Origin of the sequence: Micromonospora globbae (assembly GCF_003610785.1) — a bacterium.
Classification (GTDB): domain Bacteria; phylum Actinomycetota; class Actinomycetes; order Mycobacteriales; family Micromonosporaceae; genus Micromonospora; species Micromonospora globbae.
Genome location: NZ_RAQQ01000002.1, coordinates 422,373 through 447,937, shown reverse-complemented (window position 1 = coordinate 447,937; position 25,565 = coordinate 422,373). Strand labels below are relative to the sequence as shown.

The 25,565-nt window shown below is 74.9% G+C and carries 23 protein-coding genes and 1 pseudogene; 6 read left to right on the top strand and 18 right to left on the bottom strand.

Annotation, left to right across the window (positions count from 1 at the left end; all coding sequences use genetic code 11):
* Positions 1-697: 697 nt before the first annotated feature.
* The 4 genes from D7I43_RS04420 to D7I43_RS04405 form a co-directional block, all read right to left on the bottom strand.
* Positions 698-1,780, bottom strand: coding sequence for a P1 family peptidase (locus tag D7I43_RS04420; RefSeq protein WP_120327057.1), 1,083 nt, complete (start codon positions 1,778-1,780; stop codon positions 698-700).
* A complete protein-coding gene (locus D7I43_RS04415; protein ID WP_120327056.1) occupies positions 1,773-3,329 on the bottom strand; it encodes an FAD-dependent oxidoreductase in 1,557 nt (518 codons plus the stop codon). The genes D7I43_RS04420 and D7I43_RS04415 overlap by 8 nt, the downstream gene beginning before the upstream one ends.
* 247 nt (positions 3,330-3,576) lie before the next feature.
* A complete protein-coding gene (locus D7I43_RS04410) occupies positions 3,577-4,410 on the bottom strand; it encodes a nitroreductase/quinone reductase family protein (RefSeq protein ID WP_120327055.1) in 834 nt (277 codons plus the stop codon).
* 247 nt (positions 4,411-4,657) lie between these two features.
* Positions 4,658-5,275, bottom strand: a complete 618-nt coding sequence (locus D7I43_RS04405; RefSeq protein WP_120327054.1) for a TetR/AcrR family transcriptional regulator — start codon at positions 5,273-5,275, stop codon at positions 4,658-4,660.
* A 48-nt stretch (positions 5,276-5,323) separates the two neighbouring features.
* Between D7I43_RS04405 and D7I43_RS04400 the strand changes: the two genes are divergently transcribed.
* A complete protein-coding gene (locus tag D7I43_RS04400) occupies positions 5,324-6,217 on the top strand; it encodes an alpha/beta fold hydrolase (RefSeq protein ID WP_120327053.1) in 894 nt (297 codons plus the stop codon).
* 108 nt (positions 6,218-6,325) lie between these two features.
* On the opposite strand, the gene D7I43_RS34040 is transcribed toward D7I43_RS04400, so the two are convergent.
* From D7I43_RS34040 to D7I43_RS04385, 4 genes and pseudogenes are all read right to left on the bottom strand, one after another.
* Positions 6,326-6,619: an SgcJ/EcaC family oxidoreductase gene (locus D7I43_RS34040; RefSeq protein ID WP_275670809.1), complete on the bottom strand. Its 294-nt coding sequence runs from the start codon at positions 6,617-6,619 to the stop codon at positions 6,326-6,328.
* Positions 6,620-6,656: 37 nt separating this feature from the next.
* Positions 6,657-6,788 (bottom strand): annotated as a pseudogene (locus D7I43_RS34315) (SgcJ/EcaC family oxidoreductase); the annotation flags it as partial.
* Between the two features lie 35 nt (positions 6,789-6,823).
* Complete coding sequence (gene abc-f, locus D7I43_RS04390) at positions 6,824-8,458, bottom strand: ribosomal protection-like ABC-F family protein (protein ID WP_120327052.1); 1,635 nt, start codon at positions 8,456-8,458, stop codon at positions 6,824-6,826.
* Positions 8,459-8,783: 325 nt separating this feature from the next.
* Positions 8,784-9,263 (bottom strand): DnaJ family domain-containing protein, encoded by a 480-nt coding sequence (locus D7I43_RS04385; RefSeq protein WP_120327051.1) that lies wholly within the window; start codon positions 9,261-9,263, stop codon positions 8,784-8,786.
* A 191-nt stretch (positions 9,264-9,454) separates the two neighbouring features.
* On the opposite strand from D7I43_RS04385, the gene D7I43_RS04380 reads away from it, so the two are divergent.
* The 4 genes from D7I43_RS04380 (at position 9,455) to D7I43_RS04360 (ending at position 12,762) form a co-directional block, all read left to right on the top strand.
* Complete coding sequence (locus tag D7I43_RS04380; RefSeq protein ID WP_120327050.1) at positions 9,455-10,105, top strand: LysE family translocator; 651 nt, start codon at positions 9,455-9,457, stop codon at positions 10,103-10,105.
* Positions 10,106-10,309: 204 nt separating this feature from the next.
* Entirely contained in the window at positions 10,310-11,482 is a 1,173-nt protein-coding gene (locus D7I43_RS04370) for a hypothetical protein (protein ID WP_120327049.1), read from the top strand.
* 96 nt (positions 11,483-11,578) lie between these two features.
* Positions 11,579-12,169: a pyridoxamine 5'-phosphate oxidase family protein gene (locus D7I43_RS04365; protein WP_120327048.1), complete on the top strand. Its 591-nt coding sequence runs from the start codon at positions 11,579-11,581 to the stop codon at positions 12,167-12,169.
* A gap of 251 nt (positions 12,170-12,420) precedes the next feature.
* Positions 12,421-12,762 (top strand): RNA polymerase-binding protein RbpA, encoded by a 342-nt coding sequence (locus tag D7I43_RS04360; protein WP_091349210.1) that lies wholly within the window; start codon positions 12,421-12,423, stop codon positions 12,760-12,762.
* 61 nt (positions 12,763-12,823) lie between these two features.
* On the opposite strand, the gene D7I43_RS04355 is transcribed toward D7I43_RS04360, so the two are convergent.
* From D7I43_RS04355 to D7I43_RS04340, 4 genes are all read right to left on the bottom strand, one after another.
* Complete coding sequence (locus D7I43_RS04355) at positions 12,824-13,339, bottom strand: FxsA family protein (protein ID WP_120327047.1); 516 nt, start codon at positions 13,337-13,339, stop codon at positions 12,824-12,826.
* A 70-nt stretch (positions 13,340-13,409) separates the two neighbouring features.
* Complete coding sequence (locus D7I43_RS04350) at positions 13,410-14,201, bottom strand: polyprenol monophosphomannose synthase (protein ID WP_120327046.1); 792 nt, start codon at positions 14,199-14,201, stop codon at positions 13,410-13,412.
* A gap of 37 nt (positions 14,202-14,238) precedes the next feature.
* On the bottom strand, positions 14,239-15,858 hold the full coding sequence (gene lnt, locus D7I43_RS04345) for an apolipoprotein N-acyltransferase (RefSeq protein WP_120327045.1): 1,620 nt from the start codon (positions 15,856-15,858) through the stop codon (positions 14,239-14,241).
* A gap of 171 nt (positions 15,859-16,029) precedes the next feature.
* Entirely contained in the window at positions 16,030-17,610 is a 1,581-nt protein-coding gene (locus tag D7I43_RS04340) for a methyltransferase domain-containing protein (RefSeq protein WP_120327044.1), read from the bottom strand.
* 76 nt (positions 17,611-17,686) lie between these two features.
* Between D7I43_RS04340 and D7I43_RS04335 the strand changes: the two genes are divergently transcribed.
* Positions 17,687-18,271 (top strand): helix-turn-helix domain-containing protein, encoded by a 585-nt coding sequence (locus D7I43_RS04335; protein ID WP_120327043.1) that lies wholly within the window; start codon positions 17,687-17,689, stop codon positions 18,269-18,271.
* Positions 18,272-18,707: 436 nt separating this feature from the next.
* Here the strand turns inward: D7I43_RS04335 and D7I43_RS04330 are convergent, their stop codons facing one another.
* From D7I43_RS04330 to kdd, 6 genes are read right to left on the bottom strand one after another with little or no spacing between them, the layout of a single operon-like run.
* Complete coding sequence (locus tag D7I43_RS04330; RefSeq protein ID WP_120327042.1) at positions 18,708-20,102, bottom strand: glutamate mutase L; 1,395 nt, start codon at positions 20,100-20,102, stop codon at positions 18,708-18,710.
* Entirely contained in the window at positions 20,099-20,491 is a 393-nt protein-coding gene (gene kal / locus D7I43_RS04325; protein ID WP_120327041.1) for a 3-aminobutyryl-CoA ammonia lyase, read from the bottom strand. Before kal ends, D7I43_RS04330 begins: the two co-directional genes overlap by 4 nt.
* A complete protein-coding gene (gene kamE, locus D7I43_RS04320) occupies positions 20,488-21,249 on the bottom strand; it encodes a lysine 5,6-aminomutase subunit beta (protein ID WP_120327040.1) in 762 nt (253 codons plus the stop codon). Before kamE ends, kal begins: the two co-directional genes overlap by 4 nt.
* Positions 21,246-22,808, bottom strand: coding sequence for a lysine 5,6-aminomutase subunit alpha (gene kamD, locus D7I43_RS04315; RefSeq protein ID WP_120327039.1), 1,563 nt, complete (start codon positions 22,806-22,808; stop codon positions 21,246-21,248). Before kamD ends, kamE begins: the two co-directional genes overlap by 4 nt.
* Positions 22,805-24,370, bottom strand: coding sequence for an amidohydrolase (locus D7I43_RS04310; protein ID WP_120327038.1), 1,566 nt, complete (start codon positions 24,368-24,370; stop codon positions 22,805-22,807). The genes kamD and D7I43_RS04310 overlap by 4 nt, the downstream gene beginning before the upstream one ends.
* Before the next feature lie 4 nt (positions 24,371-24,374).
* Positions 24,375-25,484 (bottom strand): L-erythro-3,5-diaminohexanoate dehydrogenase, encoded by a 1,110-nt coding sequence (gene kdd, locus D7I43_RS04305; protein ID WP_192902056.1) that lies wholly within the window; start codon positions 25,482-25,484, stop codon positions 24,375-24,377.
* Between the last annotated feature and the right edge of the window lie 81 nt (positions 25,485-25,565).

The window sequence follows — 25,565 nt, the reverse complement described above, 5'->3', positions numbered from 1 at the left end:
GCCCGCATGGTCACGATCGACACCAGCCAACACGACACCGACCAGACCGACCCCACCCCGATCGCCGCATAACATCAAACCGGATCCCGCGATGGCCGTCTCCTACACCACCAGCGCGGACGCGACCTCCTGGTGGCGCTTCTGCTCGCAGCAGCTGCGACAATCCTGCCCCAGGCGCCCGCTCACGCCGCAACAACCGACGCCACCTCCGCCTGTCTCCCCTGGGAGAAGCCCGGTCCCTGGTGCTGGTAAGACGTCTCAGCCGACGTCAGTGAACACCGCGATCGGCTGACCGCGGTGCACCAGCGGCGCAACACTGTCGCGGTACAGCAAACACCACGTTCGTTGATCTCTCTGCACCACGCTGAAGCCCGCTCCTTTCCCCCAGGAGCGGGCTTCAGCGTGTGACACCTCGACCATTGACCTCGGCGACCAGCTCCGCGGCATCGCCACCCCGCACCCGCAGTCCTCCGCAGCCGTGGCACCACACGCCACCAACATCGGCGATGGGTACCGCCCACCTTCCTAGATCAACTTTTTGATCCCGGGTCGCATGTTCGTTAACAACGCCCCGATCAGGAGTCGTCAGACCGACGACCGCCCCCAGCCGCAGCAGGCGCGGCGTCGGCAGCGGTCAGAGCGGCGGGCCCGGTGTCGCCAGGGCCGGAGCGCGGCAGCGGGAAGAGCGGGGGCCCGCTCAGGCCGGCGGGGCCAACCGGCCGGCGGCGGCCAGACGCCGCACGGCGGCGTCGAGCGGTACGGCGTGGCTGGTGCGACCGCCCACTCCCCTGGTGGTCGTGGCGGTGAAGAGCGAGTTGAGCAGCGCCTCCTCGACCGCGTCGAGGACGGCCGCGAAGATCGGGTCGAGGGCCGAGTCCGGGATCGCCGGCCGGGTCGGCGGGGCGGTGCTGAACGCGATCGCGTAGTCGCCACTGCCGTGGCTGTACGACGCGCCGACGCGTCCCATGGCGAAGACGGCGCGGCGGGCGACGCGGCCGAGCTGCCGGGCGTCCAGCGGCGCGTCCGTGGCGACGACGATCATGCACGAGTTGCCGGCCGGTTCGGTGCGGTCGCGCTCCGGGATCAGCTCGTCGGCCGGCAGCGGCACCCCCCGTACGGTCAGCACCCCGCCGAAGTTGGACTGGGTGAGGGCGCCGACGGTCACCGGCTCGCCGCCGGCGCGCACGGTCCGGGACGAGGTGCCGATCCCTCCCTTGTAGCCGAGGGCGGTGGTGCCCGTGCCCGCGCCGACGCAGCCCTCCGCGACCGGGCCGCCCGCCGCTCCGGTGATCGCGTCGAGCACGTGCTGCTCCGTGACGGGCCGGCGGCGGATGTCCGACAGGTGACCGTCGTTGGTCTCCCCGACGAGGGGGTTGAGCGACACCGCGTCCGGCCGGCGGCCCATCAGGTACGTGAGCACCGCGTCCGCGGCGCGGAACACCGACAGGGTGGCGGTGAGGACGACCGGCGACTCCAGGACGCCGAGTTCGTCCACCTGGGTCGAGCCGACCAGCTTCCCGTAGCCGTTGCCGCGGTACACGGCGGCCGGCAGCGTCCACCGTTGCGGGCCCAACTGGCTCGGGACCACCGCCGTGACGCCGGTGTGCAGCTCGGCGCCGTCGTCGACGGTCGTGTGCCCCACGAGCACGCCGGGAACGTCGGTGACGGCGTTGTGCGGCCCGGTGGGCAGGTCGCCGACGACGACGCCGAGGTCGCGGACGCGGGCGCGGGCGCGGGGCGGGGAGCCGGCGGCGGGCCGCCGCGAGGCGCGCTCACCCATGCGCGTCGCGGGGCCCGGGCGCGCCGAACCAGGTGGTCAGCGCGTCGAGGAGCTCGTCGGTGCCGTCCGGGCCGAGGGCCCACGCGACGTAGCCGTCCGGGCGGACGAGAAGGGCATCGGCGGGTGGCGGCGTCGGCGCCTCGGCGGTGACGAGGTCGACGCGGTCGCGCCATGCGTCGGTCAGGTCGGCGAGGTGACCGGAACCGGTGAGGTCCACCAGCAGCGGCCGTCCGGAGTGCATGAGGTCGGCGAGGCGGGTGGCGCGGGATCCGACACGCAGGTCGAGGTCCGGGGCGAAGCGGCCGGTCAGGGCGTGCGGTGTGCCGTGGTGCATCCGGTAGCGGACGTCCGCGCCGGCCAGCATGTCGGTGATCTGCGCGGTGGCGTCGGGGGTTTCGAGCAGCTCGGCGACGACCTGACGCAGTGCGGTGATCGCGGGTCCGGGGGACATCAGCGCGAGCTGTGCCTGGCTGTGCGTGGTGACCCGTTCGGCGGCCGGGTGGCGTTCGGCGTGGTAGCTGTCGAGCAGTCCGGGTGGGGCCCAGCCGTGCACCTGCGCAGCGAGTTTCCAGCCGAGGTTGGCCGCGTCCTGCAGACCGAGGTTGAGTCCGGGCGCACCGACCGCGGGATGCACGTGCGCGGCGTCTCCGGCGAGGAACACCCGATCGCTCCGGTACGCGGTCGCGACCCGGGCGTTCGCGGCGTACCGGCGGCGGAGCAGGTGCGGTCCCGGGGTCGTCGGTGCGGCGATCGGCAGGTCCTGTCCGAGAACCCTGCTCAGGCTGGCGCGCAGCTCGTCGATGCTGACCGGGGTCCCGTCGGCGATCGGGGGTCCGTCCCACTCGATCACCGACACCATCACCACGCCGGGCGCGTACGGCACCACCGCGTAGGCGCCTCGTTCGGTGCGGTGCCAGGCGTACAGTCCGATCCGGTCACCGCTGGGCAGGACGAGCTCGGCGGTGGACGTGCTGATCGACGAGGGTGGCACGGCCACGTGCGCGGCGCGGGAGATCACGCTCGGATCGGTGAACCCGGCGAACGGAACACCGACCTGCTTGCGTACGCCGCCGCGGGCGCCGTCGCAGCCGACGAGATGGCTGGCACGCATCTCGTAGTCGCCGTCGGGGCCCTCCACCTGCACGCTCACATGGTCGTCGGCCTGGCGTAGTTCCCGTAGCCGGTGTCCGCGACGCAGGTCCACGCCGAGGTCGAGGGCGCGCCGCTCCAGGTGCCGTTCGAGGTCGGCCTGGCGGATCCGCAGGCCGTACAACGGGTTGTCGGCCAGGTCGGACAGTTTCAGGGGCAGCGCGCCGAACAGGAACGCGGGAGTGGGCTGCGGTCGGTCGCCGGGGCCGCCGAGGGTCTGGTACAGCCCCCGGTGGTCGAGGAAGCGGACGACCTGGCCGATCAGGGCGTTGGCCTTGTGTTCGGTGCCGGGCTCGGGCGACTGTTCGAGCACGACCGGGCGTACGCCGGCGAGCGTCAGTTCGGCGGCCAGCATCAGCCCGACGGGACCGCCCCCGACGATGATCACGTCGTCGTTCATCAGATCCTCCCCCCGCTCGGGTTGGCGGCGCGGGCGGTGCGGCGAGCCCGCCGCACCGCCGCGTCCGTCGTCGCGGGCGCCCGGATGGCACGGACCTCCCGCCGCCAACACGCATGCGGGGCACCGTAGCGACCACGGATCGCGCCGGACGCCACTACCCCTCGTAGTTCGCGACAGTGCTCGTGGGATAATCAGGTAGACGTCGGCTGATGCGCCGTGACCATCGGCGCGGCGTCGGACGTACGCGTCAGCCCATCGCGTCGAGGACCGGCACGAGCTGTTCCTCCTCGTACGCGAGGTGCCGCTCCAACTCGTCGGTGAGCTGGTCGACGCGCCGGCGTACGTCGGCCGGGTCGGCGGCCCGGTCGCCGACGGCCGCCCTCAGCTGGTCGACGAGGTCCGCCACGCGGGCGTGTTCGGCGCGGAGCCGTTCGAGGGTCGGCCCGAGTCGCGGGTGCCGCGCGGCGAGTCCCACGAACATGCCGGTGTCCTCGTACGTGTGGTGCAGGTGCAGTCCCTGGCAGACGGCCAGGCAGTTGACCCGCAGCTGGGCGCCCAGTCGGGGTCCCGTCGTGGCGACCTCGCGGCGGATCAGTGCCAGTTCCCGACGGAACCCGTCGTGGATCCGGACGAGCGCCGCGCCGAGGGACGGCGCGTCGGGTGGTCCGCCGCTGGTCCGCTCCAGCGCGACGACGGGGATGACGCGCTCGGTCTTCGCCTGGTACGCGGCCCAGCCCGGGTCGTCCTCGACGGCGCGGGCGAACACCTCGTCCCGTTCCGGTCCGCTGAGGACGGTGGCGCGGGCCCGGTAGGTGAAGGTGCCGTCCTCGACGGTGGCGGTCGGGTCGGCGAGGAGGTTGTGGAACCAGTCCGGGTGCCGGGGCGCGCCGCCGGCCGAGGCGATGACGAGGATCCGGCCGCCGTCGTCGGGCAGGTAGCCCAGCGGGGTGGTGTGCGACCTTCCGGTGCGCGCCCCGGTGGTGGTGAGCAGGATCAGCCGCGCGCCCTCGAAGGGCCCGCCGACCCGCCCGCCGTTGGCGCGGAACTCGTCGATGATCTGTTGGTTGACGTCGTTCGGCAATGCATCGCTTTCGTGTGAGCAGCAGGGAACGCGCGCGACGCCGCGGCGTGCGCGTACGCGAGGTGGAAGGCGGGTGCGGCCGAGAAGAGGCCGCGGATCGCGTGGCAGCGGGGACGGGCGGGCCGCGAGGCCGCCGCGTGCTCACTCCGCGGCCGGGTGCCTCACTCGCTCGTGGCCAATGGCCGACCCGGCAGTCACGCGTCCGACCCTATTGCCGCAACCGGCCAGCGGCAACGGCATTCCCGGGTCAGGACGCCGCGGGCGGCTCGGCCACGAACAGCCGGTCGAGATGGTAGGTGAGGACGCGCAGCGCGGCTTCGGCGTCGCGCTGTCCGCCGAGCACGCTCGACCCGAGGCCGTTGGTGAGGGCGAGCAGACCTGACGCGGTGAGGTCCGGGTCCAGGTCGGCGTGGGCGACCCCGGTCTGCTGGGCGGCGCGGAGCTGGTTGGCGAGGAAGCGTTCGAGCAGGTCCGGTTGCGGGGCTCCGTGCCGCGTCAACTGCGGTTCGGCCAGCACGAGGCTGTAGAAGGCGGCGTAGGTGCGGGTGAGCCGGACGCTCTCGGCGTCGGTCGGCAGCACCGCGGTGAGGGTCGCGTGGATGACGTCCCGCGGCGGGGGCGGGCTGCCCAGGTTCTCGAGCCGGCGGGCCACGCGGGCCCCGAGTTCCTCGCCGAGGTATCCGAGCGCCGCCAGCAGCAGCTCGTCCTTGGTGTGGAAGTAGTACTGCACGAGCCGCACGGACACCTCGGCCTCCGCGGCGACCTCACGCATGCTGGCGTGCTGCAGGCCGCGCTGCTCGGCGATGCGCAGCAGCGCGCCGGCGATGTGGCGGCGTCGCTGGTCGTGGTCGACCCGCTTGGGCATTGGACACCGTCCATGGATCCGGGAACCTCTTGATGGTACGGTCGTACCATGAAAGCGCCGGACCGGATCAGCGACTTCACCAGCGACCGCACCCGGACACGATTCCACACCGCCTACCAGCGGGCCCTCCCACGCCTGTGGCCGACGGCCCCGCGGCCCCGCACCGTGACCACCCGCTACGGCGAGGTCGTCGCCTACCGCTTCGGCGCCGCGCACGGCACCCCGGTCGTGCTGCTGCCCGGAGCGGGCGGCAACGCCCTCGGCTGGGCCCGGTACATCCCGCGCCTGGCCGCCGCGCACCCGGTCGTCGCGCTCGACCTGGTCGGCGAGCCCGGCGCCGCCCGGCAGACCGCACCGATCGGCACCGACCGCGACGCCGCCGCATGCCTCGCCGAGGCGCTCACCGCGCTCGACGCGGAGCGGGCGCACCTCGTCGGCCTCTCCTACGGCGGTTGGCTCGCGCTGCGGCACGAGCTGCACTTCCCCGGCCGCGCCGCCAGCCTCACGCTGCTCGACCCGGCGGGCTTCGGCGCGGTCACCGGCCGGTTCCTGCTCTGGGTGACCGCCGGCGGGCTGGCCAGCCTGACACCCCGGCCGGTCCGTCGGCGCCTCGCCGGCCTGCTCGCCAACGCCACGCTGCGCGAGGACGCGCTCATGGGGCTGATCCGGGCGTCGCTGGCGTTCCGGCGACGCCTACCGGTCGCCGTCCCGCTCACCGACGACGAGCTGGCGTCGATCGCCACGCCAACGCTGCTCATCCTCGGCGAGCGCAGCCAGATGTACGACGCCGCGTCGGTCGCCGAGCGCGTCCGCCGGGTCATGCCGGCGGCACGTGTCGAGATCGTCCCGCGCGCCGGCCACGACCTGCCGGTGCACTCGCCGGAGCTGGTCGCCGACCGGATCGACGCCTTCCTCCGCGGCGCGTCCGGGCCGCGACGCTGACGCACACGCACCCCGCGACGGCCCGGCGGCGTACGCCTGCGCTGGTCGACCCCGCCGCACCTCCCGGGCATGCCGCCGTCGACCGAGGTGCCGCCGGTCGAGGACGCGTCAGCCCCGCGCGGCGCTCGCGCCCAGGGCCTCGCGCATCTGCGCGGTGTGGGCGTCGGCGAGGTCGGGGCGGCCGTGGTACTGGGCCGGGGTGTTGTGGAACAGCGCGACGCGCCACACCCCGTCCCGCCGCACCGCGACGAGCGACTGCACGGCGTTCACCGCCGGGTTCACGTCCGCCTGACCCGGTGGCACCATCCCCACCCGGGCCCGCAACAGCGCGGCGTCGGCGCCCAGGGACCGCACCTCCTGCACCCGCCAGACGTAGGACGCGGTCGGATGGTCGGCGAAGATTGGGCGTCAGGTGACCCTCCACCTCGGACCCGTCGACCTGGCTGCCGTCGAAGCCGACCAGGCAACCGTCCTCGGTGAACAACGCGGCGTACCGGCGTGCGTCGCGGTCGTTCCAGGCGGTCAGCAGCTCCTCGTAGAGTCGCTGCACCGCGGAGCGTACGTCAGCCATGCCGCCCATCCTGCCAGTTCCGGCCGCGGCGCGGGTCACTCCGCGGGCGGGCCGGTCTCCGTCAGCCGGCCGTCGTCGAGGCGCAGCCACCGGTTCACGCCGATCTCCCGCAGGAACCGCTCGTCGTGGCTGACCACCACGAACGCGCCCCGGTACGCGGCCAGCGCGCTCTCCAGCTGGGCCACGCTGACCAGGTCGAGGTTGTTGGTCGGCTCGTCGAGCAGCAGCAGCTGCGGCGCCGGGGAGGCGTTCAGGACGCAGGCGAGGGTGGCGCGCAGCCGTTCGCCGCCGGAGAGGACCCCGACGGGCAGGTGCGCGCGGGTGCCGCGGAACAGGAACCGGGCGAGCAGGTGCATCCGCTGCTCCGCGGTGAGCGACGGCGCGTACGCGGCCAGGTTCTCCGCCACGGTGCGGTCGAGGTCGAGCAGGTCGAGGCGCTGCGACAGGTACGCGACCCGCCCGTCGGCCCGCCGGATCCGCCCGCCCTGCGGCGTCAGGTCGCCGTTCATCAGTCGCAGCAGGGTGGACTTGCCGGCGCCGTTGCGGCCGGCGAGCGCGATGCGCTCCGGGCCGCGGACGGTCAGGTCGACGCCGTCGCCGGCGAAGACCGCCCGGTCACCCAGGCGGACCTGCATCCGTTCGCCCTCGAAGACCGTACGCCCGGCCGGCACGGCCGTGTCCGGCAGCTCGATGGCGATCTTCTGGTCCTCGCGCAGCGCGCGGCTGGCCTCGTCGAGCCGCGCCCGGGCCTCGTCGACCCGCGCGGCGTGCGTCTCGTTGGACCGGCCGGCGGACTCCTGGGCGCTGCGCTTCAGCCCTCCGGCGACGATCTTCGGCAGGCCGGCGCTCTTGAGGTTGCGGGCGGCGGTGCTGGCGCGGCGGGCGGCCCGCTCGCGGGCCTGCTGCATCTCCCGCTTCTCCCGCTTGAGCTCCTGCTCGGCGTTGCGGACGTTCTTCTCGGCGACCTCCTGGGCGGCCCGCACCGCCTCGGTGTACGCGGTGAAGTTGCCCCCGTACAGGCGCAGCTCGCCGCGGTCCAGTTCGGCGATGCGGTCCATGCGGTCCAGCAGCGCCCGGTCGTGGCTGACCAGCAGCAGGCAGCCGTGCCAGCCGTCGAGCACCTCGTACAGGCGGTGGCGGGCGTCGGCGTCGAGGTTGTTGGTGGGCTCGTCGAGCAGCAGCACGTCGGGGCGCTTGAGCAGTTGGGCGGCCAGGCCGAGGGACACGACCTGCCCGCCGCTGAGGGTGTGCAGGCGCCGGGTGAGCGCCACGTCGGCGAGGCCGAGCCGGTCCAACTCGGCGCGGGTGCGTTCCTCGATGTCCCAGTCGGCGCCGATGGTGGCGAAGTGCTCCTCGCTGGTGTCGCCGGACTCGATGGCGTGCAGCGCCGCGATCAGCGGGGCGACGCCCAGCACCTCCGCCACGGTCAGGTCGGCGGCCAGCGGCAGGGTCTGCGGCAGGTAGCCGACGACCCCGTCGACGGTGACGCTGCCGGCCGTGGGGCGGTACTCGCCGGCGATCAGCTTGAGCAGGGTGCTCTTGCCCGCGCCGTTGGGCGCGACGAGGCCGGTGCGGCCCTCGCCGACGGTGAACGACAGGTCGGTGAAGACCGGGGTGTCGTCCGGCCAGGAGAAGGAGAGGTGGGAGCAGACGATGGACGCGCTGGACATGGGACAGACCTCGGGAAAGGTGGTGGGCGCGCTGCGGCGGCGCCCGGCGGACGACAGGGTCTACGGGTGCGCGGCGGCGCGGCCGGGAAGCGGCGTCGCGCGCCGCCGGCCGGAACGCCGGGCATGTCCGGTATCACCCGGAGATGTCGTCGTCACCCACCATGTCTGGTCTCCCTGGTCTTGATCAGGTGCGGTCCCCACCGTAACAACCGGCTCCGGGACCGCGCCACGGCATTGCGCGCGGTCAGCCGGCGGGCTCGGCCGGCCGTACGTGCCGGTGCCCGTCGCGATCGGTCGAACGGGATCGGCGTCGCGGGATCGCGGGTCAGGCCGCGCGACGGCGGCGCCACGGCCACCGGAACCGTCCGGGCGTACGGTCGGCGGCCGGCGGTGTCGCGTCGGGCGCCGGCGGCGGGGTGGCGGCGCGGCGCTCGTCGCGCCAGCGGTCGACCACCGCGTCGGCGTCGACCGGGCGTACGACGACCTTCGGGCCGGTGGGCGCGCGCAGGAAGGCGACGATCTCCTGGTTGAGCAGGGCGCAGTAGGCGCGTACGGCCTCCTCGTTGGGCAGGTCGCGCACCTCCTCGGGCACCCGCTCGATCTTGCGCCGCAGTTGCAGGGGCGTCGGGAGCAGCAGGTCGGTGGGGAGCTTCTCCCGTTGCAGGAAGCTCTTGATCCACCACGACTCGTCGTACGGCATGTTCCGGCCGGGGATCGGCTTGCCGGCGCCCGGCAGGTTGTCGAACTCGCCGCGTTCCTGGGCGGCGCGGATCTGCGCCTCCACGCCGGCTTCCCACCTGCTCATCGGTCACCTCCCCGGTCTCACCGTAACGCGCCGCCCGGCGGCGGCCCGCCGGTACGCACAGCGCCCCGCACGTCGCGCCGCATTCCCGGCCCGCGGGCGTCCCGCAGTCCACGGCCCGCGGACTGGACCTCGGTTACCGCTGCCGCCCCCGGTAGCGTCGACCTAGTTGATCAACAACCGGGGGTACGCTGATGGTCGGTACGGGTGCGCTGGTGGGGATGGCGCTGGTGGCGTTGGGCATCGTGCTGACGCCCGGGCCCAACATGGTCTACCTGGTGTCCCGCTCGGTGACGCAGGGCCGGCGCGCGGGGCTGGTCTCGCTGCTGGGGGTCGCCGCCGGGTTCGGGGTCTACCTGGTGGCCGCGGTCGCCGGCCTGGCGACCATCTTCGTGCTGGTGCCGGCGCTGTACACGGCGGTGAAGCTGGCCGGTGCGGCGTACCTGCTGTGGTTGGCCTGGCGGACGCTGCGCCCGGGTGGTTCCTCGCCGTTCACGCCCGCGCCGTTGCCGCTGGAGCGGCCGCGGCGGCTGTTCACGATGGGCCTGGTCACCAACCTGCTGAACCCGAAGATCGCGATCCTCTACGTGTCGGTGCTGCCGCAGTTCGTCGACCCGCAGCGGGGGCACGTGGCGGCGCAGAGCCTGGTGCTCGGCCTGACCCAGATCGCCGTGGCGGTGACGGTCAACGCCCTGATCGTGCTCACGGCGGGCACGCTCGTCGGGTTCTTCTCCGGCCGGCCGCTGTGGCTGCGGGCGCAGCGCTGGGTGATGGGCACCGTGCTGGGCGCCCTCGCGGTCCGTATCGCCGCCGACCGGTCCCGGGCGGCCGTCGCCACCCCCTGACCGGCCCGACCCCCACGACTGGCAGGAACAGGTCTTCGACCGGCTCACGGAGGGCTGGAGCGAGCAGCGACGCCGCGACTTCCAGCAGGCGATGACGGACCTGATCGACCGGTCCTACGCGCTCGACGCCGCGCCCGCGTCGCCGCCCGAGCGGTCGAAGGGCGACGGTGGCCGCCGCGGCGGCGCCGCCTAGACTCCGCCTCGATGGACGCCCAGCCCACCGCCGCCGACACCCGGCCCTGTGCCCACTGTGGACGGCCGGTGCCGCAGCGCGCCGGCGCGGGCCGGCCGTTCCGCTACTGCCGCGACAACGACGGCGCCTGCCAGCGGGCCTCCCGCAACAGCCGCATGCGGCACCGCAACGCGCCGGGTCTGCCCGGGCAGGTGGCCCGCACGTGGGAGGCCGTGGACCGGCTCGAACAGGTCGTGGAGACCCTGACCGAGGCGTTGCACGCCGAACTGTCCCCGGTCGGGGTGGAGCGGCAGCTCGCCCAGGCGCGCGCGGACGCGGCCGCCGAGGTCGCCGCGGCGCAGGCCGAACGCGACGAGGCCCGCCGGGACGCCGAGGACGCCGAGGCGGCCGCCGCGCGGGCCCGCGACGAGGCCCGGACCGCCCGCGAGGCCGCCGACGCGGCCCGCGCCGACGCCGCGCGCGCCGCCGAGCAGGCCGAGCGGGACGCGCGGCGGGCCGGGGAGGCCGACGAGGCCCGCGACGAGGCGCGCCGGGCGGCCACCGCCGCGGAGGCGCTGCGCGTACAGGCCGAACGGGACCGGGATGCCGCCCGGCAGGAACTGCGCACCGTACGCGCGGAGCGCGACGCCGAGCGGCGCCGCGTCGCCGACCTCACCGCCGAGCGTGACACCGCCCGCGCCGACGCCGAGCGGGCGGCCCGCGAGGCCGCCGCGGTCGCGGAGCGCGCCGAGCGGTGGCGGGCCGAGGTGGAGGACGTCCGCCGCCAGATCGACCAGGCCCGCACCGAGACGGCCCGGACGCGGGCCGCCGCCGCCGACGCCGTCCGCGGCCGCGAGGAGGCCGACCGGGCCCGCGCCCGCGCGGAGGCGGCCGCCCGGCAGGCCGAGGCGGCCCTGCTGGAGGCGGTCGCCGAGGCCGGTCACCTGCGCAGCGAGCTGACGGCCGCCGCCGCGCAGCGCGACGCGGCGGCCGCCGAACTGGTCGCCGCCCGCCGGTCGGCGGCCACCGCCGAGGGCCGGCTCACCGAGTTGACCGCACGGCTGCGCGCCGCCGAGTCCGACCGGGACGCCGCCCAGCAGCGGGTGGCCCAGCTCGCCGGTCAGGTCGGCGACCTGGCCGCGGCGCTGGCCCGCCTCGGTGTGCCGCCCCCGTCCACTCCGGACGCGAGCCCCACGGCCGGCTGAACCGCCGGAGGGTGCCGCCCGGGCCGGGGTGATCCGCGTGCTGGGACGGCGCCCCGGCGGGCGGCGCCGGTGACCTCGGCGCGGGAGGATGGCCGGGTGGGCAAGACACACGAGCGCATCGAGGGCCGGCTGCGGTCCTTCATCGAAGAGCAGCCGATGTTCTTCACCGCCACCGCGCCGCTGGCCGGTGACGGCACCATCAACCTCTCCCCGAAGGGCCTGCGCGGGTCGTGGGCGGTGCTCGACGAGCGCACCGTGGCGTACCTCGACTTCGCCGGCAGCAACGCCGAGACGATCGCCCACCTGCGGGAGAACGGCCGCATCACGCTCATGTGGTGCGCGTTCCAGGGGCCGCCGAACATCGTGCGGGTGCACGGCCGCGGCGAGCCGGTGTTCCGCGACGATCCCCGCTGGCGGGAGCTGATCGGCCACTTCCCCGACATCGACCCGAGCGTGCACGGCCTGCGGGCGATCATCGTGGTGCGCGCCGACCTGATCCGCGACACCTGCGGGTACGCGGTGCCGTTCATGACCTACGAGGCTGACCGCGACCTGCACGGCCGGCGGTTCGCGCGGGAGGACGACGCGTCGCTGAGCGCCTACTTCGCCGGCAAGGAGCACGTGGCGACGAGCATCGACGGCCTGCCCGGACTGCCGTTGCCGCTGCCGCCCACCCCGGCGGCCTGACCGGGGCCGGCGACCGGACCACTCGGCGGCCGCAACCTGCCCCCGGCCGGGGCGGTTAACATCGCCGGTGACAGTCGATGCCACTCCACCGTCGCGACCCGGCCGGGCACGAGCCCGTCGGGCCCCTGTGACGGCCGGCTACCCTTGGTCGGGCCCGGCCGTGGGCGTCACGCGCCCTCGGGCGGGAATGGCCTGGCGGGCACCGGCCGTTACACGATAAGACCAGCACCACGAACGAGGGGAAGTCGATCATGGGCGAGCGTATGCTGCGCGGAAGCCGCCTGGGCGCGGTCAGCTACGAGTCCGACCGCAACACGGAGCTCGCGCCACGGCAGACCCGCGAGTACCTCTGCGCCAAGGGCCACCAGTTCGAGGTGCCGTTCGCCGTCGACGCCGAGGTCCCCACGACCTGGGAGTGCAAGTTCGACGGCAGCGTCGCCCGGCTGGTCGACGGCAGTGAGCCCGAGCAGAAGAAGGCGAAGCCGCCGCGCACTCACTGGGACATGCTGCTGGAGCGCCGCTCGATCGCCGAGCTGGAGGACATCCTCGCCGAGCGGCTCCAGGAGGTCCGGGCCCGCCGCGGCCGGGCCTGACGAGGCACGACACGACGGCGCCCCCGGGAGGTTCCTCCCGGGGGCGCCGTCGTGTCCGGTGTCACCGCTCGACGATCTCACCCTCGATGGCCCGGCCCCCGTCGACCACGACGGGCGGCTCCGTGTCCGGCTGCGGCGCCGGCCGTGGCGCGCCGCGGCGCACCCGTACCCGGCGCGGCCCGAACAGGTCACCGGCAACCATCGACGACACCCGCCGCTCCGTGGCCCGTTGCACGCCGACGCGGGCCACGGCCCGCACGGGCGGCACCAGCAGCAGAAGCCCGACCAGGCCGCTGACCAGCCCCGGCACCGCCAGCAACAGGGCACCCAGCAGCCCCACGAGCCCGTCGGTCACCTGCCGTCCCGGCGGCTGGCCGGCCTGCGCGGCCGTCCGGAAGCCCCGCCAGGCGCGCATCCCCTCGCGCCGCAGCAGCACCATCCCCAGCAGCGACGCGGCCAGCACCAGCAGCAACGCGACGCCGAACCCGACGGCCCGCCCCACCAGGACGAAAACGGCCAGCTCCAGCACGAGCGCGGCCAGCATGGCCAGCGGTACGAACCTCAGTCCTCGGCGCATCTCACCTCATCGGTCGTCGTGGCGCCGGTGGCGCCGGCGTGGCCCCGCGTCAAGCATGACACGGTGGGGCTCACGGCCACCGCACCTGCCCGGTGGGGGTGCCGTGCAGGCCGCGCCGCACGGCCTGCCGCCGGTCCTGCACGGCCCAGGTGGTGATCCGCCACAGGGCCTCCGCCACGATGAGGGGGCTCATCTTGCTGTCGCCGCGTTCCCGCTCGGCGAAGGTGATCGGCACCTCGACGATGCGCATCCCGGCGCGGTGCGCGAGCCGGGACAGCTCCACCTGGAACGAGTAGCCCTGCGAGCACACCGTCGCGAGGTCCATCGCCTCGAGCGCGCCGCGCCGGTAGACGCGGTAACCGCCGGTGGCGTCGGTGACCGGCACGCCCAGCGCCAGCCGCGCGTACAGGTTGCCGCAGCGGGACAGGGCGTGCCGCCGCAACGGCCAGTTCACCACCCGCGCCCCACGGGTCCACCGCGACCCGATGACCACGTCGGCGTCGCGGGCGGCGGCCAGCAGCGCCGGCAGGTCCTCCGGGGCGTGGGAGCCGTCGGCGTCCATCTCCACCACCGCGTCGTAGCCGCGTTCCCGCGCCCACGCGAACCCGGCCAGGTACGCGGCGCCGAGGCCCTGCTTGCCCTCCCGGTGCAGCACGTGCACGCGGGGGTCGGTCCCGGCCATCGCGTCGGCGATGGCCCCGGTGCCGTCGGGGCTGTTGTCGTCGGCGACGAGGACGTCCACCGCCGGGGCGGCGCGGCGTACCCGCGCCACAATGTCGCTGACGTTGGCGGCCTCGTTGTAGGTGGGGATCACCACCAGCACCCGCCCGACGCCGTCGACGCCGGTCGCCTCCTCGTGCACGGTCCCCTCCGCTCCCGCCGGCGTACCGGCTGGTCGTCTACGCGGACCCGACGCGCTGCCTCCGGCGTAGCACCGCCGCGCCGGCCAGGGCGGCCACCGCCAGGCCGGCCAGCACCACCTCGGGCCACAGCCCGACACGGGTGGCCACGGTGCGCCCGTCGGCCAGGCGCAGCTGCCGCACCACCACCTCGCGGGTGTTGAACCCGGTGGCGTCGCTTACCCGCCCGTCCGGGGCCACGAACCCGGACACCCCGACCGTGGAGGCCATCAACGCCGGCCGGCCGTGCTCGACCGCCCGCAGCCGCACCATGGCCAGTTGCTGGCGGGCCTCGGCCACGTTGAACGTGGCGTTGTTGGTCTGCACGACGAGCAGCTGCGCGCCGCCGGTGACGGTGTCGCGGACCACCTCGTCGTACGCCACCTCGAAGCAGATCACGTCGCCGAGCACCACCGGGCCGGCGCGCACCACGCCCGGGGCACTGCCGGGCACGAAGTCCGCCCGCACCCGGTCGACCTGCTTGCTGACCATGCGGGCGATGTCGCGCAGCGGCACGTACTCGGCGAACGGCACGGGGTGCCGTTTGACGTACAGCTGGTCCAGGTCGGGGCCGGCGCCGGGCCGCCACAGGATCCCGGCGTTGCGGACCTGCCCGTCGCCGGGCCCGAGCAGCACGGCGCCGACGAGGATCGGCGCGCCGATCGTGTCGGCGGCCTGCGCGATCCGCGCCCCGGCGGCCCGGTTGCGCAGCGGGTCGATGTCGCTGGCGTTCTCCGGCCACACCACCAGGTCGGGTCGGGGCTGCGTCCCGTCGGCCACGCGGGCGGCCAGTTCGAGGGTGGCGTCGGCGTGGTTGTCGAGCACCGCCTGCCGCTGGGCGTTGAAGTCCAGGCCCAGCCGGGGCACGTTGCCCTGCACGATCGCCACGGTGACCGTGGCGCCGCCGCCGGCCGGTCCCACCGGCACCAGGAGTCCCGCCGCGCACACCAGCACCGCCCCGACCGTCAGCCCGGCCACCGGCCGCCACCACCGGGCGCTGCGCAGCCCGGCGGCGTCCCACCGCCGCCACCCGGCGGCCAGCAGCAGCCCACCGGCCACGGCCACGGCGAACGTCACCAGAGGGGCGCCGCCGAACGCGGCCAGCCGCAGCAGCGGCGCGTCGCCCTGGCTGAACGCGAGCCGCCCCCACGGGAACCCGCCGAACGGGGTGCGGTCGCGCAGCGCCTCCTGCCCCACCCACAGCACACCGGTCAGCGGCGCCCAGCACCACCGGGCCCGGTCGGCCAGCGGCGACACCCAGGCGGTGGCGGCGCCGAGCAGCGCCAGGTAGGCGGCCTGCAGCAGCGACAGCAGCACCCACGGCAGGTAGCCGGTGTGCAGGTTCGTCCAGGCCAGCAGCGGGGCGAAGAACGCCACCCCGGTCAGGAAGCCCAGCCCGGCGCCGGCGCGCAGCCGCCGCCGGTGCGCGGCCGCGGCCAGCAGCGCCACACCGACCGGCGCGAGCGGCCACACCCCGTACGGGGGGAACGCCACCAGCAGCGCCAGCCCGGCCAGCACCGCCGCCGGCACCGCCACGGCGAGCGGCAGCGGGCGCGGCGGGGTGGCCGGGGGCGGCGGGGCCGCCTCGGCGCGCGTCTCGTCCCGCTCGACGGCGGTCACCGGTGCCTCACCACGATCACGGACGTGAAGGCTACCCGCCCGGGCTGCCCGGCCGCCCTCCCCGGCACCCGGGGCCGGGGCGGCCGGCGCTCCCCCGTGCGGTCGTGCCGCCGGGTGGACCTCCGGCCCCGTGTCCGGCCCCGCCCCGGCGCCGCCGGACACCCCCGCCGGTCAGGAGCGGCGGCGGCCCACCAGCACGGCGTCGTGCACCGTGACGTCCCGGCCGTCCGGGTCGACGGCGGCCCGCGACCTCGTCTCCGCCCGCACCTCCCAGACGGCCGGATCGAGTTCCGCCGCGATCTCCTCGGCCGTGTACATCATCTCCGGCATGTGCAGCCGGTGGGCCGTGGTGCGCAGGTCCCGCGGGTGGTGCCCCACGATCAGCAGCGTGCCGCCGGGCGCCACGGCGGCGGCCAGCCGCGCGAACAGCGCCCGCCGCTCGTCGGCCGGCAGGTGCATGAACTGGGCGCTCACCAGGTCGTACGCGGACTCGGCGGGCGGCTGCTCGCGCAGGTCGGCGTGGACCCACTCGATGCGGGCGGCCACGTCGGCGCCGGCGGCGTCGGCGTGCGCGGCGGCCCGCTTCAGCGCGGTGCCGGAGATGTCGGCGCCGGTGACCCGCCAGCCCCGCTGCGCGAGCCAGACCGCGTCGGCCCCCTCCCCGCTGCCCACGTCCAGGGCCCGGCCCGGGGCGAGCCCGCTGGCCTCGGCGACGAGCTGCGGGTTGGGCCTGCCGCTCCACACGTTCGGCCGCGACGTGTACCGCTCCTCCCACGCCTCCTCGGTGAACATGGTCGCCAGCCCCTGCCGGCGTTCCTCCACCGCCGCCCGGGTGTCCTCGGTCACCAGGTCGGCGTTGATCGCCGCGGCGGCGTTCAGGCCGGCGGCCGCCGAACCGATCACCTGGGCGCGGACGTCGGCGACGTTGCCGGCCACCCACACGCCGGGCACCTCGGTGGCGCCGCTCTGGTCGGCGGGGATCTGGCTGCCGAACACGTGCCCGCCCATCTCGACGGGCACCGGGGTCAGGCCCAGCCCGGCGAGCAGGCCGGCGCGGGCGGTGAACCGCGGCGCCACCACCACCGTGTCCAGCTCCACCACCTCGCCGTCGGCCAGGCGCACGCCGGTGAGCGCGTCACCGTCGACCACCAGCTCGGCGACCGGGCCGTCCACGACGGGGATCTCCCGGGCCGCGAGCTGCTCGACCTCCTCGGCGCTCGGCTGCGGCGCGCCGTGCAGCAGCAGGAGCACGTGCGGGCTCCACTGCCGCCACAGCTGCGCCTGGTGCACCCCGAACGGCGAGGTGGCGAGCACCCCGATCCGCCGGTCCCGCGCCTCCCAGCCGTGGCAGTACGGGCAGTGCAGCACGTCGCGTCCCCACCGGTCGGCCAGGCCGGGCACGTCGGGCAGCTCGTCGACCAGCCCGGTGGTCACCAGCAGCCGCCGCGCCCGCACGGTGCAGCCGTCGTCGAGGGTGACGGCGAACCCGTCGCCGTCGCGGACGGCGGTCTCGACGCGGCCGTCGACGATCCGCCCCCCGTACCCGGTGACCTCCGCCCGCCCGGCGGCCAGCAGCTCGCCCGGCGGGGTGCCCTCCCGGGCCAGATAGTTGTGCACGTGCCCGGCCGGCGCGTTGCGGGGTTCGCCGGCGTCCACCACCAGCACGGAGCGGCGGGCCCGGGCCAGCGCGAGCGCACCGGACAGCCCGGCCGCGCCGCCCCCGACCACCACCACGTCGTACCTGTCGTCCACCTGCCACCTCCTGGTCGTGTCCGTCGCCGCCCACGGTGCACCCGACCCGGCGGAGACGACAAGTATTGTTGCTGTTATGGCAAACGACGAGGAGGCGGTGCTGGCCGCGGTGGGCCCGCGGCTGCGGGCGCTGCGCAAACAGCGCGGCACCACCCTGAGCCAGCTCGCCGACGCTACCGGCATCTCCGTGAGCACCCTGTCCCGGCTGGAGTCCGGCGGCCGCCGCCCCACCCTGGAGCTGCTGCTGCCGCTGGCCCGCGCCCACCAGGTGCCCCTGGACGAACTGGTCGGCGCCCCCCAGGTCGGCGACCCGCGGGTGCGGGCCCGGCCCATCGTGCGGCACGGCATGACGTTCCTGCCGCTGACCCGCCGACCGGGCGGGCTGCAGGCCTTCAAGCAGATCATCCCGCCCGGCGCCCCCAGCGGCGATCCCGGTCTGAAGACCCACGAGGGTTACGAGTGGCTCTACGTGCTGTCCGGCCGGCTGCGGCTGTTCCTCGGCGACCACGACCTGACCCTCACGCCCGGTGAGGTCGCCGAGTTCGACACGCGCGTGCCGCACGGCCTGCAGAACCCCGGCCCCGGCACCACGGAACTCATCAGCCTCTTCGGCCCGCAGGGGGAACGCCTGCACGTCCGCGCCCGCTCCCGCCACGACTGACCACCCCGGGGCCGCGCGGCGTGCCCGGTCGGGGCACGCCACCGCCACGGCCAGGCGGGCAGCGGTCGCGCAGCGAACCGCCCGGGCACGACGCGCTCCCGGGCAACGAAAATCGGGGCGCGGCTCGCGCCGCGCCCCGATGCTCCCAGGCCCTTCCCGGCCGGTGGGGCGAGGATGCGGCACGCCGACCTTCGGACCGACCAGACGCGGACTGGCTGCCCCCGCCGGGCCGTTGTCTACTGGCCGTGCGCCTCACCCTGCCCGTACACCGGTAACCGCGGCCGGTTCGCGCCGCCCCGCCGACCCCCGCCCGCTGGACCTGGCCGCCGCGACACCGATACCGTGCCGCTCGGCCAGCGGACGAAGGGACGAAGCGAACAACAGCCGCTTCCCGTAGTAGGACTCAAAGACGGTACGTGCTGCCCCCCGGGCCCTGTCAACCCGCCCCCGGCCTGTCGCGTGTCGCGCCTCGGCGTGTCGCGCCCGACCGTCCTCCGTCCACCGCCAGGTACCGGCCCAGCAACGCCCCCGCCACCTGCGGATGCTCCGCCGCGAGCAGCCCACCGGCCGCCAACACGTACTCCACGTCGACCACCGCCCGCGCCGCCCGCGGCAGCGCCCACCCGCCGGCGTGGTCGGCCAGCACCGCCGCGAGCACCTGCGCCGCGTGCCCCGCCGGGGCGTGCCGCAGCACCCCACCGGACCCGACCAGCAGCCGCACGTCCCGCAGGTCCCGGCCGCCCCGCTCACCGGTCGCCCCACCACGGGCGTGGCGGCGCACCGCCACGGTCGCCGCCAACTGCGCGATCCGCCGGTCCACCGCCCGCTCCGCCTCCCCGGCGGGCAGGAACCCCGGATCGGCCGCCCGCACCGCCGCGGCCCGCGCCAGGTCCTCCTGCTCCCCCGGCGCGAGCAGCCGCTCCTCCGCCGCCGCCCGCACCACACCCGGCGCGCTCCACCGCATGCCCAGGTCCCCCTCCACGGTGCGGGCCCGCCACAGCGTCCCGGCCACCTCCCGGCCCGGCCCGCCGGCCCGCTCGTCGGGGACGAGCACCGAGTACACGTCGGTGGTCGCCCCACCCACGTCCACCACCGCCAGGTCACCGCCGACCCGGTCGGCGAGCACCTCCACACCGGTCAGCACCGCGTCCGGCGTCGCCGCCCGCACCAGCCGCGCGAACCGGCTCCCCCGCGACAACCGCTTCCCGCCGATGACGTGCCGCAGGAACACCTCCCGGATCGCCGCCCGCGCCGACCCCGGCGCCAGCACACCGATACGGGGCAGCACGTTGTCGGCCACCGTCACCGGCACCCGCGCCGCCGCCAGCAACCCGGCCAGCTCGTCCCGCACGTCCACGTTGCCCGCGAGGACCACCGGCACCCGCCACCGCGCCCGCGCCAACCGGGTCGCGTTGTGCGTCAACGTGTCCGCGTCCCCGCCGTCGGTGCCACCCACCAGCAGCACCACGTCCGGGCGGGCCGCCCGCAACGCCGACAGGTCCGCCGCGCCCAGCCGCCCCGCGGCCACGTGCACCACGTTCGCCCCCGCCGACAGCCCCACCCGGCGGCCCGCCTGCGCGGTCACCAACTGCTCGTAGCCGACCACCGCCAGCCGCAGCCCACCACCGGCCGACGAGCACACGTACCACGGCGCGTCCCGCACCCTGAGCCCCGCGGTCGCCGCCGCCACCGCCGCGTCCAGGCCGTGCAGCACGTCCGTGGCCACCGTCGTCGGCGCCGCGGCCGCCGCGACCAGCTCACCGCCGTCGAGGTCGACCACCGCCACCTTCGTGTACGTCGACCCGACGTCGGCGCAGACCGCGACCGTCACGCCGGCGCGGGAACGACCACGGTGCCGGTCGCCGTGACCGCCACCACCGGCGGGTCGAGCACCTCCGCGGCCGACTCCGACCGGTCCGGCCGCCCCCGGCACACCACCCGCGCCTCGAACTCCAACGTGCGGCTGCGGGTGCCCACCCGGGTCACCGTCGCCGACACCTCCACCACGTCACCCGCCCGGATCGGCGCCCGGAACTGCACGTCCGAATAGGACGCGAACAACCCCTCGTCGCCGTCGGCCCGGATGCACACCTCCGTGGCCACGTCACCGAACAACCCCAGGGCGTACGCCCCGTCGACCAGGTTCCCCCCGTAGTGCGCGTGCGCGTACGGCACATACCGCCGATGCGTCACCGTCAACCCGGGCCTCGCCGCGGTCATGCCCTCGCCCTCCTGTTCGTGATCAACGCGTGCACCAGGTAACTGGCCACCTCACCAGGGGTGGTGCCCCGCCCGAAGATGCGGTCCACCCCCAACTCCTCGGCCATCGTCTCGTCGAACCGCGGCCCACCCACGATCAGCAGCGGACGCTTCCCCGCCGGCATCGCCTCCCGGAACGCCGCCGACATCTCCCGCGTGTTGTGCAGGTGCGCGTCCCGCTGCGTCACCACCTGCGACACCAGCACCGCGTCGGCCTTCTCCACCCGGGCCGCCTCCACCAGCTCCGGCACGCTCACCTGCGCACCCAGGTTGGTGACCTTCAACTCCCGGTAGTACTCCAGGCCCTTCTCCCCCGCGATGCCCTTCACGTTCAGGATCGCGTCGATGCCCACCGTGTGCGCGTCCGTGCCGATGCACGCCCCCACCACCGACAGCTTCCGCCGCAGCTTCTGCTTGACCAGGGCGTTGACCTCCTTGGCCGACAGCAGCGGGTAGTCACGCTCCACCACCTGCACCGCCGACACGTCCACCAGGTGGTTCACCCGCCCGTACACCACGAAGAACGTGTACCCGTCGCCGATCTGCTTCGCGTGCACCAGCATCGCCGGGTCGATGCCCATCTTCCCGGCCAACTGGATCGCCGCGCCCTCGGCCCGCTTGTCGTGCGGCACCGGCAACGTGAACGACAGCTGCACCATCCCGTCGCCGGTCGTGTCCCCGTACGGCCGGACGATCTTCTTCTCCACCGCCCCGGTCACGCCCGCGCCCCTTCCAGGATCTCCGTGGCCGGGTTCCAGTAGTCGTCCTCGTGCCGGGCCACCCCGTCCAGACCCTTGCCCCGGTCCGGCGGCCGCTTCATGATCCCGAACGCCCCCTCGGCGATCGCCGTCAACAGCGACTGCTCACCGATCCGCTCCAACAGCCGCACCGCCTCCGCCAGCACCCGGTGCGCCCGCTGCTGGATGAACCCGCCCGGCGCCGGCACGAAGTCCTCGTGCAACCCACCCGCGGCGCCCAGCACGTACCGCACGTTCTGCAGCGCGATGTCCCGGTCCGACAACCACGGCGTCACCACCGCCTCGGTCATCATCCCCACCAGCAGGATGCCCTGCCCCGTCATCGTGCCCACCAGGTTGAAGAACCCGTCCAGCAGGTTCCCCCGGAACACGTCCCCGGTCATGTGCTTCGTCGGCGGCATCCACTTCAACGGCGCGTCCGGGAACAACTCCCGCGCCAGCAACGCGTGCGCCAACTCCAACCGCAACGACTCCGGCACATCCGGGTTGATCTCGAACGCGTGCCCCAGCCCCAACTGCCAGTCCGCCAACCCCGCCTCGTGCGCGAAGAACTCGTTGAGCAGCTGCGACACCGTCACCGTGTGCGCCTCCTCCACCGCGTCCGCGGTGGTGAGGTAGTTGTCCTCCCCCGTGTTGATGATGATCCCCGCCCGCGCGTGCACCTGCCGCGAGAACCGCTGGTCCACGAACGTACGGATCGGGTTGATGTCACGGAACAGGATCCCGTACATCGAGTCGTTCAACATCATGTCCAGCCGCTCCAGGCCGGCCAGGGTCGCCATCTCCGGCATGCACAGCCCCGACGCGTAGTTCGTCAACCGCACGTACCGGCCCAACTCCCGCGACGAGGCGTCCAACGCCTCCCGCATCAACCGGAAGTTCTCCTGCGTCGCGTACGTGCCCGCGAACCCCTCCCGGGTCGCCCCCTCCGGCACATAGTCCAGCAACGACTGCCCCGTCGACCGGATCACCGCGATCACGTCCGCGCCGGCCCGCGCCGCCGCCTGCGCCTGCGGGATGTCCTCGTAGATGTCACCCGTCGCCACGATCAGGTAGATCCACGGCCGCTGCGCCGGATCCCCGTACCGCTTGATGAGCCGCTCCCGCTCGGCCCGCCGCCGGTCGATGCGCCGGATCCCCGCCGCCACCGCCCGCCGCGCCGCCCGCCGCGCCGCCGTGGCCTCCTTCCCCACCGGCTGCCGGAACCGCACCGACCCCGCCGCCGCCTTCTGCGCCAGCAACGTCACATCGGTGATCTGCTCCCGCGCCAGGGCGTCGAACACCGCCGCCGCCACCCCGTGCCCCAGACCGACGTCCGCCACCACCGCGTCCACCAGCCGGTTCACCCACGGGATCCCATCCGGGTCGGCCCCGGTCACCCCCGCCAGCCGCAGCACCGCCCGCTCCACCGACACCGTCGTGTGGCTGCGGGCCAGATCCACCACCGGCTGCCCGGCGCGCCGCGCCAACTCCCGCGCCCGCGCCACCAGCGCCGGATCCAGGTCAAGCTTTCCTGTCACGAACGGCCTTCCTCGTAGATCACGTCCCCGCGCAACACCGTGCGCCGGCACACCGGCAGCGGCGTCGGATCCTCCGGCCCCCGCGCCTCCGGGTCCTCCGCCACCAACACCGGCAGACCCCGGTCCACACCCGCCGGCGTCTCCCACACCGCGAACGTCGCCGGCGCCCCCAACGCCAGCACCCCCTCGTTGTCCAGGTGCACCGCCCGCCACCCACCCCGGGTGTGCGCCGCGAACGCCGCCCGCACGCTCATCCGCTGCACCGGGTTGTGGTGCGACACCGCCGCCCGCACCGAACCCCACGGGTCCAGCGGCGTCACCGGCGAATCCGACCCGAACGCCAACGCCACACCCACCCCGTGCATCGCGCCCATCGGATTCGACGCCAACGACCGCTCCAACCCCAGCCGCGCCTCGTACATCCGCCCGGCGCCACCCCACAGCCGGTCGAACGCCGGCTGCATGCTCGCCACCACCCCGTACTCCACGAACCCGGCGATCAGCCGCTTGTCCATGATCTCCGCGTGCTCCACCCGGTGCCGGGCCGCCCGCACCCGCTCCACACCCAGCTCCCGCGCCGCCGCCGCGAACCCGTCGAGCACCGTGCCGATCGCCGCGTCACCGATCGCGTGGAACCCGCCCTGCAGCCCGTGCGCCGCGCAGTCCACCAGGTGGTCGCGCACCTGCTCCGCCGTCAGGTACCCGTGCCCGCAACCGTCACCGTCCCGGTACGGCTGCGACAGGTGCGCCGTCCGCGACCCCAACGCCCCGTCGGCGAACAGGTCACCACCGGCGCCCACCGCGCCCAGCTCCCGCGCCCGCGCGGCCCCGCCCAGCTCACCCCAGTACCCGTACACCTCCGGCACACCCGCACCCGAGACGGCCAGCAGACCCGTGAAGTCCTCCTCGTCGGAGATGTCCGGCCCACCGCACTCGTGCACCGCCGCGATGCCCAGCGACGCCGCGTGCGTCAACGCCACCCGCTGCGCCGCCACCCGCTGCGCCCGCGTCACCGACCCGAACGCCGCCGCCCGCACCACGTGGTGCGCGTCCCGACGCACCCAACCCGACGCGTCGTACCCCGCCGCCGACACCACCTCCGGCACCGCCGCCAGCAACGCCCGCGACACCAGCGCCGAATGGATCGACGCCTGCGACAGGTACACCCGCCGCCCGCCGCCGGCCCGGTCCAACGCCTCCGCGTCCGGCAGCTCCCGCACCGCCCACGTCGACTCGTCCCACCCGTGCCCGAGCACCACGGCGTCCGCCGGCAACCCGGCCGCGAACGCCGCCACCGCGTCCAGCAGCTCCCCCGCCGACCGCACCCCCGACAGGTCCAGCCCCGACAACGCCAACCCGGTGTCCGTCGCGTGCACGTGCGCGTCCACGAACGCCGGCGTCACCAGCGCCCCGTCCAGATCCACCACCCGGTCGGCGGCGGGCGCGTCCGCGTCCACCCCCAACCAGGTGATCCGCCCACCGGACACCAGCAACGCGGTCGCCTGCGGATCGGCGGGGCAGTGCAGCACTCCGCCGCGGTACAACGTCGAGGGGTTCGTCATGGCGTCAGTCTGCCGCCAACCGCGACTCGAAGAGCCGGCGGACCCCCGGCTCGGCCCGCAGCAACCCCAACGCCAGCTCCGCGTGACCCGGCACGTACCCGTTGCCCACCAGCATCGTCACGTCCGCCGCCAGACCCTCCGCGCCCAGCGCCGCACCCGCGAAACTCGTCGCCATCGAGAAGAAGACCACCGTGCCGCCGTCGGCCGTGGCCAGGATCGCCCCGTGCTCACACCCGGGCACGTCCACGCACACCACCGTCACGTCCGCCGGCACCCCCAGCGCCGTCGTCACCGCCGTCGACACCGCCACCGGGTCCCGGGCGTCGGCCAACGCCACCGCGTCGGCCAGGCCCGCCGCCGTCAGCGCGTCCCGCTCCGCCGCCACCGGCACCACCCCGACCGTACGCGCGGCACCCGCCCGCCGCGCCGCCGCCAGCGACAACGAGCCGCTCTTGCCCGCACCGCCGATCACCGCCACCGTCACCGGCCGGGCGTCCCCCTCGCGCGCCCGGTCGGCCACGTACCGCGACACGACCCGGGCCGTCAACGCCGGCGCCCCGCACACGTCCAGCACCGCGAGCGACAGCTGCGGATCCTCGTCCTCGGGCAGCACGGCGGCGATCGACCGGGCGAACAGGATCGCGTGCCCCTCGCACGGCACCTGCTCGCTCCGTCCGTCCCACCGCGCCAGCCCGTCGGTGACCACCAGCGGCGTCAGCGTCAACGACACCAGCGTCGCCACCCGCTGCCCCGGCCGCAGGCCCAACGGCGACCGCGGGCCGGCCTCCTCCACCGTGCCGATGAGCATCCCGCCCGAGCCCGTCACCGGGTTCTGCATCTTGCCCCGCGTGGCGATGATCTCCAGCACCTCGGCGCGGACCGCGTCCCCGTCACCGCCGTGCTTCTCCCACAGCTGCCGGAAGCTCGCCGCGTCCAGATTCAGCCGCTCCACCCGGATCCGCACCTCGTTCGCCGCGATCTCGGGGCGCGCGTCGAGCCGCCAGGCGGCCTGCGGCAGCACGCCCGCCGGTTCCAGGACACGGTGCAGACCCACCAGCGACGTCACGCCGACCTCCCCTGTACAACCGCCCGAAGCCCCGGCCAGGACTCGCATCGCGGGAAAACTTCCGGCAGACTAATTTCTTCACCGGATATTTTCCAGTAGCCTTCGGGCCGCTGATCACCCGCACCACAC